This window comes from Sphingosinicella terrae, from assembly GCF_003347635.1.
Classification (GTDB): domain Bacteria; phylum Pseudomonadota; class Alphaproteobacteria; order Sphingomonadales; family Sphingomonadaceae; genus Allosphingosinicella; species Allosphingosinicella terrae.
In genome coordinates this window covers 134,317-142,659 of record NZ_QDFY01000012.1, presented here as the reverse complement: position 1 = coordinate 142,659, position 8,343 = coordinate 134,317, and the positions used below count along the sequence as shown (strand labels likewise).

The following is an 8,343-nucleotide window of genomic DNA, read 5'->3' as shown; positions in this document are numbered from 1 at the left end:
ACATAGCCATGGGTCCATCCTCCTCCTTGAAGCGGCTTCGTGCCGACTTCGTATCAGCAGGAGGATGGGCCTATCTCAATTACGCCATGTCCCCGCATCCTGCATTGTCGTCGACGAAGACGAGATAGGCGTGACAGAACTGATCCGACGGATCGCCCGGGATTATCTTGCCCTCTATGCGTATCTCAGCCATTAATTAACCCTGACTTCTGTAATGGTTCCATCGCTATGACGTATTATCACAACCCTAGTATTTAGCCCAATGGAAAAGGCCGACTGTCCTGGTTCTTTTTCCCTGTATATAATCAATTCGTCTTCTGTATGTGGATCACGAGACATCTTTGGCGATGACATGACATCGCTGGCGCATCGAATTGGTGATCCCGTCGGAATGGCCGCTCTTAAGTATTCTTGGGCTTGCTCATCGGTTTGGAACTCGTCAGGATCAAACACACGCTCGCACGCCACTGTGGACTCTGGGTATTTACAGGCCCATAATGCTAATAACATCACGCATGTAGCAACAGAACGTATAATGATCATGGAATTACCCCTCACCATGACAGCGCCGACGGGAACTCTCCGACTCGCGGGTTCACGACACGACGAACTCCTCTATTCCCGCCTTGGCCGTCCCCTGGGTTAGCGCTCGCCGAGCGGGAAAGGACCTGGTCCAGCATCCCCTTCGCCTGAGACGACAGCTTCTCGGCGTCCGTGGGCAGCGGCGGCTTGAGCGTACCGCGATTGAGTCCCTCACCTCGCCGGCTGCGCTGCCGATGCGCAGATTGTCGACGCCGAGCGCACCGGCGAAGGTGGCGAAGTCGAGCGGCTGCGCGACGCCGTCCGCGTGCAGGAGCTGCTGCGCGATATAGTCGGAGCGGACCAGGTTGGCGTCCGGCCGGCGCATGCCGTCCGCCATCGCGCCGAGCAAAGGCGCCCAGCTTTGCCACTGAGCCAGCGCGGCGGCGGGATCAGACGGCAAGTCGGCGAGGAGGCCGCCATAGAGGTCGGCGTCTCAGCGACAAGCAGGTCAAGATCGGTCCTGTAGTCGATCCCGTCGAAGACGTCCGCGAGCGGCCCCTGCACCACCAGCCGCAAGGTCAGCCGGGTGAGTTGGTCCGCCCAGAGCGCCTCCATCTCGTCGAGATTGTCGGCGACCACGGTGCCGTTCGTGTCGCGCGGCATCAGCAGGTGGCCGGTATAGACTTCGAGGAAGGCGAGTTTGCGCGCATCGAAGCCGTCGACGCCGATCGCATCGGCAGCGACGCCGTCGACCCCGGCCCATTTGTAGAGGATCGTCTCGGCCTGGGCCTTCAGCACGGCGAGGTCGTTGCTGGTCTCGGCGGCAAAGGCGGCGACCATCGTCTCGAGCGCGGGATCGCCCGTCATGGCAACGCGCAGGTCCCGAACCTCGCCGAAGCCGCGCAGCTGCGGCAGCGCCGCGGCCGAGGCGCTGACGGTGGAGTCGCCGCGCCAGCGGGTCGCGGTCTCGTTGATCATGGAGGCGACGTCGGCGGCGGCGCCGGTGGTGCCGTCGGCGCGGGTGAAGCTGCCGGTATGAACGATGGTGTTGCCGCCGACCTCGGTCGGCTCGCCGGGCGCCGCGTGGGACAGCGAGATCGACACGATGCCCAGCTCGGCGAGCGTCTTCAGCTCGCCGGCGTCGCTGACGCCGTCCTGGTCGACATCCTGCCAGATCCGCAGATTCGCGTACACCGCGTCGGACGCGTCGATGACGCCGTCGGCGTTGAGATCGTAGCCGGAGAGGATGGCGAAGCCTGACGTGGTTCGGTTGCCGAAAAGCTCGCCGACATTGTCGATCGTGCCGTTGCCGTTGAGGTCGATCGCCAGCAGCCCGTCGTCCGGGCGGACCCAGCCGGTCCGCTCGGCGAAGCCGTCGGAGTCGAACTCGAAATAGGCGCGGCTGTTATTCTCGGTGGTGAGCTCCAGGCCGTCGCCGTCAAGGTCGAGGACGAGCGGGTCGAAGCCGGGCAGTCCACCGCCGAAGCCCGCATAGAGGGCGAGATTGACGAACTGCTGAACGCGCCCGAGGGAGGCGTCCTCCGATCCGCCTCGGTCGGCCTGAAATACCGTGATTCCGCCCGTGCCGACGCCGCTGTCGAAGTCCAGCCGGTAATCGTTCACGACGCCGCGACCGCCCAGGCCCCAGCCGATCTGGATCTGGAGATCTCCGTTGGCATCGACCTGATAGCTGGCGAATTTCATCGTAACGGCGTCGATGAAGAAGGAGGCTGCCGTGAGGATCGAACTCCCGATGACCGGGAAACCCCACATCACGGTGCTGAACGGTGCCCAGTAGGCGGTATTCCCCTCCATCCACCATTGCTTGGCGCCGCCATAAAGGGGGATGCCGAAGAAGGTCGTGGAGTCTTCGATCGCGGCGTCACGGATATGGGTGCCGCTGCTGATCGAGAAGGTGTCGGCCCCGCTGCCACCCCATAGGTGCGCCTCCTTGCCGCCGCCATGCATGATGTCGTTGCCAGCGCCGCCATAAGCGTATCCGCCTTCAGCCCAGACGATGGCGATCAAGTCGTTGCCGTTGCCCCCGTAAAGGTCGAGCCGATCGCTCGGCCCGCCGTATTCGGAGCCGACGCCGAAGATCTTGTCGTTACCGTCGCCGCCCTGCACCTCGCCGGAGCCAAAATGCATGATCCAGTCATTGCCAGCCTGGCCGCTGAGCTCGGCCGTGCCGAAGCCCAGCATAAGGTCGACGCCCTCGTGGCCCTTACCGGCTATGCCGTTCTCCGCGACGGTGAACTGCGGCACCTCGATGTTCGAGAACATCCTTTCAGCTAGGCGCGCCACGATGTAGGAGGCGCCGTCGGTGAGTTCGTCGATGCCTTGCTCGATGATCGGGGGGAAGGCCCAATCCGGCAGCATTTCCCGCAACTCATCGCTAAGGTCGACGAAAGTGGCGAGAGATCTCTCGGTAGGCGACGCGACAACCAAGCCATTGCCAGACGGACCATAGGCGAAACTGGCCTCTATCGGTCCAAAGTGACCGATCATTATGATTGTGTCTTTTTGGTCAGATCCCGCGACATCGAGAGCCGGTCCGATTCTCGCAGTCAGCTGAGATATTGTCTTGCTGGGGTCCGCCTCGCGTTGAAAATATACTACTCCGTCTCGGATCAGCGCCTCAGGACGATAGTTGTCACCTTTATCAGACAGCGCCGGTTCGATTCCAATTGGAAGATATTGATAAATCGCGCCTAGAGGGACACCTTCCTCTCGCGCTCGCAGTCTCTCAACGGCACTTGCATAATGGCCACCCGAATACTCAAAGTATGGATCGAAGATTGTACCTTCCCTATTACTGAACCCAGCGAAGATTAGGTTAGAACCACCACCGTGGTGATAGCCTTGCCAAAAAGGCTTGGTCGGATCGGGATCCGATATACTCCCTCGAATGGAATCAAGAGATATAGTATCATATATAGCGTAAAGAGAGTTGTCTAAAGCATGATCGGAATCTCCCGGGAGCCACGGGTCCTTGCGATTAAGCATGAATAATGCCCGACCACTTGGTTCCCCAGTTAGGAGATTGAGCTCGATAGAAACAACGTGGGCATCCATTAGGTAAGCCTGGACACCGCGGATCGTCTTCAACGCCTCTACATAAGCGGCAGCCTCCCCCAAAGCCGACACCGCTAAGAGAGTTTCTTCTCGCACATTTTCAAGTATTCTTTGGACAAACTCTGTGTATCTTGGATGAGACCCTCGATGCATCGAGAATCCACGTTCTAGCGCGACATCCTCTTGGCTGGGAAGCAATATACCATTAAATTCAAATGCGTCCTGATTATACCCTCCATACTGAGATAACTTGATGAAAAACTCCTGAAGCTCTAGGTTAATTGTCAGGAGCTGAGTAGGAATTATGTGCTGCTTTTGCCACCCCGGTTGGGTGTCGACCGAAGAGAAGCTCGTCATATGTGTCTCTCTTGAAGAAGAGTCAGTACTCGACTATCTCAAATTTCCTCACATGAGAAAGTATGTTCTTTCTATGGAGCACCGAGTACAACTCATTAGATACCATCATTTGACCCAGAATAATATCATGAGATACCCAGAGGTGAAAATTCTCGATAATACCTCGGTCTATCGCGACTTTTCCAGAGTCGGTATCACGAAGTGACAAAAGCTTTCTATCGCCTCCAAATAGCTTGGACTGTGCAGACGTCTCGTCCCACAATATTGCGCCCTTCACGGTGTTCATTATGTTTACTGCGAAGTATCGGATGGGAAAGTGAGCTCCTTGCTTATCAAGCACCTCGACTTTCCGGAATTCGTGCACACCGGGCTCAAGTTCGCAAACGCAGCTTCTGAATGCATCGCTCAACCCCCAGAATGAGCAGAAACTGACCAGATGAGGTAAATTCTTGCGATCTGTCTTTAGTTGCGCGCGCTTCGGCCAAAAGCGGTCCTCGATCGGGACTGCAGACGTCGTGAGCGCACCGTAAGGGATGCCGTTTTTTCTGTAATAGTCTTCACTTGGCACAAGCTCTGCACAAGGCGGGTCTACGTCAAAATGCACAGCCGCTCCAGTGGTAACTCCCTGTTTAAGAAGCCAAGCCACTATTTATTCTCCTGGACGTCATGCGTAATATTCTCGTGCCTGTTGGGCTAGTGATGGGAGTAATCATAATTCGTTCGCCCGGGGCCGGCCCGGCAATTTCAGTAGCCTCCCCCGGCGCCCCCTCCCGGATTAGATACTCTGCGTATCCGACTGCACGACGAGCAATCTCAACCGGTGTTATCGCCACCGGCTCCAACTGAATCTCGTACTGGATAAAGGGATCAAGTCCGACGGATAGCATTCCCCCCGTCGCACCGCCTGGCCCTTCAGGGCCACGCAACAAGTCAAACCGGACCCACTGAAGCACCGGAGGCTGGTTCTCTCTCAACATAGCCTCGGCAGCTAACGAGAAGGCGCTTGGCTCGACGAGAAGATCGCCTGTGCCCCAATAGACGAATAGTGGCTTGCCCAGCGAAGCGATCGCTGCGGTAAGAGCGGTGAGTAGGTAGGCGATCTTGACCGCAGCGGCATGATCGCCCGCGGGTTGGTTGGAAGCCGCGATTATCTGAGCTTCGGACTTGCCAACCGCCTCGCCCGCACGCTTCCATGTCAGGGCCGCTGCGCCGATCGCCGAGGAAAAGGACTTCGCGTCGACTTTCGCCACTCGAGGTAGGACCGTGAACTGGACCCCCTCAACATTCACGATGAGACCAACGTCGCCCGGATTCTGCGACGTCGGAACGGCGATCACTTCGTAGCTCCGGGTCGGGTCCTTCGTCTCGAGGATCGCCGCCAGAGCGTCCGCGTCGACCTTCAATGGCGATCGAGCACCAATCACGGTGAGGAATACGGGTTTGTCTTGCATGTTATCCGCCTGCCTGTCACTTTTGAAGCCGGACAGACTAGCTAGGCGCCGCAGCCCCTTCAACGACAGGCGGCGATCCGCGCATTCGGCCTCCCGCGGAGCGCTTGCTGCGACTGTGGCTGAGTCACGCGGGGATGGAGAAGCCTCGCGGGTCAGGCTCCCACCTTCGCACGCCATACGTCCAAAGCCCCCTTCTTCACGCATCTTCTGCCTGTAGTCCCCGTTTTCACCGGTTTATGTCGCTCCACGCAGGCGAAAAAAGTTTCATGATCAAAGATAGACTTCTTGACTGATCACCAATTTCGTCCGGCGACCGCCGAATCATCTCAGCAATCGGCGAAGTATGCGCGCAATGCCTCTCCGTCTTTACTCCCGGCAAGGAGCGCCGACAGACGTATCGCAGATAATTCTCTACGGGACCGCGGCAGGCAATTCAGACAAAATGCGTCACAAGCTGGGGCGGTAAGATTCCGACACGCTACGGTGGCCTGCTGCCACCGTTCGTGATCGTATTTATGTCGACGCCGCGAAAGTGGAATTCCGGCTTTCGGTGGAATGATGGACTAGAGGTGAACCGTCGGATGCAGCCCCCCTTCACCCCCCGATATGCGTCTGCCCGATCATGCAGTAGAGCATCGGCAGCGACAGGATGAGGTTCGTGCGCGACGCCATCATCGCGGTGGCCGCGGAGCGGGCCTTGGTCGCATCGTCCGCCTCGACGAGGCCGAGCGCGCGCTTCTGGTTCGGCCAGATCACGAACCAGACGTTCGCCGCCATGATCAGGCCGAGCCACATGCCGATGCCGATGGTGCGGAAGCCCTCGCGCAGGAGGAGGGCGTCGGCGGAGTAGCCGGGCTGGGTCATCTCGGCGACGAGCAGGCCGAGGATCACCGTCGCCAGCGCCGCCCAGCGGAACCAGAACAAGGCGGCCGGGGCGATGTAGCGGGAGACGGCCGGCTTCAGCTCGGCCGGCACCTTCGGCATGGTCGGGATCTGGACGAAGTTGAAATAGTAAAGCAGGCCGATCCACAGCAAGCCGGCGAAGACGTGGACGAAGCGAAGGAACTGAGCCCAATAGAGCCGGTCGCCGATCGCCTCCTGGTGGAGGCCGAGCATCGCCGCGACGAGCAGGACGAGCCCGATCAGCAAGGCAAGATGGAAATTGCCGAGTATCTTCGCCATCAGACTTTCCCCCTGTAAACCGTCTCGTTCGTCTAATCGATTTCAGCCGCTCAATCGAGCCGCCACATGATGCTCTGCGAGAGGGGGGTCCAGAGCCCGGTGCGCACCCCCGCCTGGCGCAGCGCCCGGCCGGTCCACTCGTTGCAGGTGAGGACGAAGCTGTAGCCGCCCTTCGCCTCGTAGAACATGTCCCAGTCGCCATAGCCCCGGCCGAGAACCGGAATTGGTCGCCCGCGCGCATCCCGCTGGAAGCGCGCGGCGACATAGGCCGCGAGCCGGCGATATTCCTCCTCCGTCAGGGTCAGGGGCCGCTGCCATTCCTCCGGCCGTGGCTCATGGATGTGCTCGACATGGAGCAGGGTCGATCCGTTGCCGAACGCGGCGTGGAACGCGTTGGCGACGGTGAGATCGGCCCAGGTCGGCGTCTCGAGATAGAAATTGCGGTTGCCGTAACCGATCGCGACATGGTCGCTTCGCCCGTAGCGAGGGTCGCGCAGATGCTCGCCCGGCGCGAACGGACGCCAATCCACCGTCCCGTGCAGCTTGGGCATGACGATCCAGGTATGGACGCCGTTGGTTCGGACGAAGACGGTGACCCCGCGCTCGGGCGGGCTCCAGCCGAGATTGGCCGGAACGATGCCGAGCAGCAGGGCGGCCGCGATCCAGGCGACCGGCAGCGCCGCGATCAGGAGCAGGCTCCTGAGCACAATCTTCAGCCATCGGGGCCACTGCCTCGTCACCGAGGGAATGTGCCGCCGCGACGGGCGCCGGACAAGTCCCGCCTCGACACGCCGCCCTGCCACCGCCTAATCCGCGGGTATGAGCGGGTGGACGATCGGGATCCTGGGAGGCTCCGGCCTCTATGCGATGGACGCGCTGGAGGAGGCGCAGTGGATCCAGGTGGACACGCCCTGGGGCCCGCCGTCGGACGAGCTGCTCCTCGGCCGGATCGAAGGCGTCCGTTTCGTCTTCCTGCCGCGCCATGGCCGCGGCCACCGGATCCCGCCGGGCAAGGTGAACGCCCGCGCCAATATCGACGCGCTGAAGCGGGCCGGATGCACCGACATCCTCGCTCTGTCGGCGGTCGGCTCCCTCCGCGAGGAGCTGGCGCCCGGCCGCTTCGTCGTCGCCGACCAGTTCATCGACCGCACCTTCGCCCGGGAAAGCAGCTTCTTCGGCCCCGGCCTCGTCGCCCATGTCTCGATGGCGGATCCGGTCTGCCCGCGCCTTTCCGAGCTGGCCGCCGACGCGGCGGAGGCGGCGGGCGCGATCGTGACGCGCGGCGGCTGCTACCTGGCGATGGAAGGGCCGCAATTCTCGACGCGCGCTGAAAGCCGGGCCTATCGACAATGGGGCTGCGACCTCATCGGCATGACCGCGATGCCGGAAGCGAAGCTCGCCCGCGAGGCCGAGCTTCCCTACGCCCTGGTCGGCATGGTGACCGATTACGATTGCTGGCGCGAGAGCGAGGATCCGGTCGACGTGGGCGACATATTGGCCCAGCTCCAGGCCAATGCCGGAACGGCGCGCCGGCTGGTGGTGGAACTCGCGCGCTCGCTTCCGGCGGAGCGGCCGCCGTCGCCGATCGACACCAATCTCGACACCGCGATCATCACCGCGCCCGAGGCACGCGATCCGGCGATGGTGGCGAAGCTCGATGCCGTGGGACGGCGGGCGCTGAGGAAATAGCCCCCTTCCCCTTGCGGGAGCGGGGTTGGGGTGAGGGAGCGGCGTCCCCGACCCGGGTGTCCCGCCA

At 61.1% G+C, this 8,343-nt stretch carries 6 protein-coding genes and 1 pseudogene; 1 reads left to right on the top strand and 6 read right to left on the bottom strand.

The window, feature by feature from the left end:
* Window positions 1–753: 753 nt before the first annotated feature.
* The 6 genes and pseudogenes from DDE10_RS19195 to DDE10_RS19180 all read right to left on the bottom strand — a co-directional run bounded on the left by DDE10_RS19195 (window position 754) and on the right by DDE10_RS19180 (window position 7,294).
* The gene (locus DDE10_RS19195) at window positions 754–3,528 is read right to left on the bottom strand and encodes an SPM autocatalytic domain-containing protein (RefSeq protein WP_284734778.1); all 2,775 of its coding nucleotides are present in this window, start codon (window positions 3,526–3,528) and stop codon (window positions 754–756) included.
* A 165-nt stretch (window positions 3,529–3,693) separates the two neighbouring features.
* Window positions 3,694–3,954 (bottom strand): annotated as a pseudogene (locus DDE10_RS24115) (AHH domain-containing protein); the annotation flags it as partial.
* A 22-nt stretch (window positions 3,955–3,976) separates the two neighbouring features.
* Window positions 3,977–4,600: an imm11 family protein gene (locus tag DDE10_RS23580; protein WP_162806736.1), complete on the bottom strand. Its 624-nt coding sequence runs from the start codon at window positions 4,598–4,600 to the stop codon at window positions 3,977–3,979.
* Window positions 4,584–5,405, bottom strand: a complete 822-nt coding sequence (locus DDE10_RS19190; RefSeq protein ID WP_162806735.1) for a hypothetical protein — start codon at window positions 5,403–5,405, stop codon at window positions 4,584–4,586. Before DDE10_RS19190 ends, DDE10_RS23580 begins: the two co-directional genes overlap by 17 nt.
* 594 nt (window positions 5,406–5,999) lie before the next feature.
* Window positions 6,000–6,587: a urate hydroxylase PuuD gene (locus tag DDE10_RS19185; RefSeq protein WP_114954406.1), complete on the bottom strand. Its 588-nt coding sequence runs from the start codon at window positions 6,585–6,587 to the stop codon at window positions 6,000–6,002.
* Window positions 6,588–6,637: 50 nt separating this feature from the next.
* Complete coding sequence (locus DDE10_RS19180; RefSeq protein WP_284734777.1) at window positions 6,638–7,294, bottom strand: TIGR02117 family protein; 657 nt, start codon at window positions 7,292–7,294, stop codon at window positions 6,638–6,640.
* A gap of 112 nt (window positions 7,295–7,406) precedes the next feature.
* Here DDE10_RS19180 and DDE10_RS19175 point away from each other — a divergent pair, with 112 nt between their 5' ends.
* Window positions 7,407–8,276 carry an S-methyl-5'-thioadenosine phosphorylase gene (locus DDE10_RS19175; protein ID WP_114954405.1) on the top strand — a complete coding sequence of 290 codons (870 nt, stop codon included), beginning with the start codon at window positions 7,407–7,409 and terminating at the stop codon, window positions 8,274–8,276.
* The last annotated feature ends 67 nt before the right edge of the window (window positions 8,277–8,343 follow it).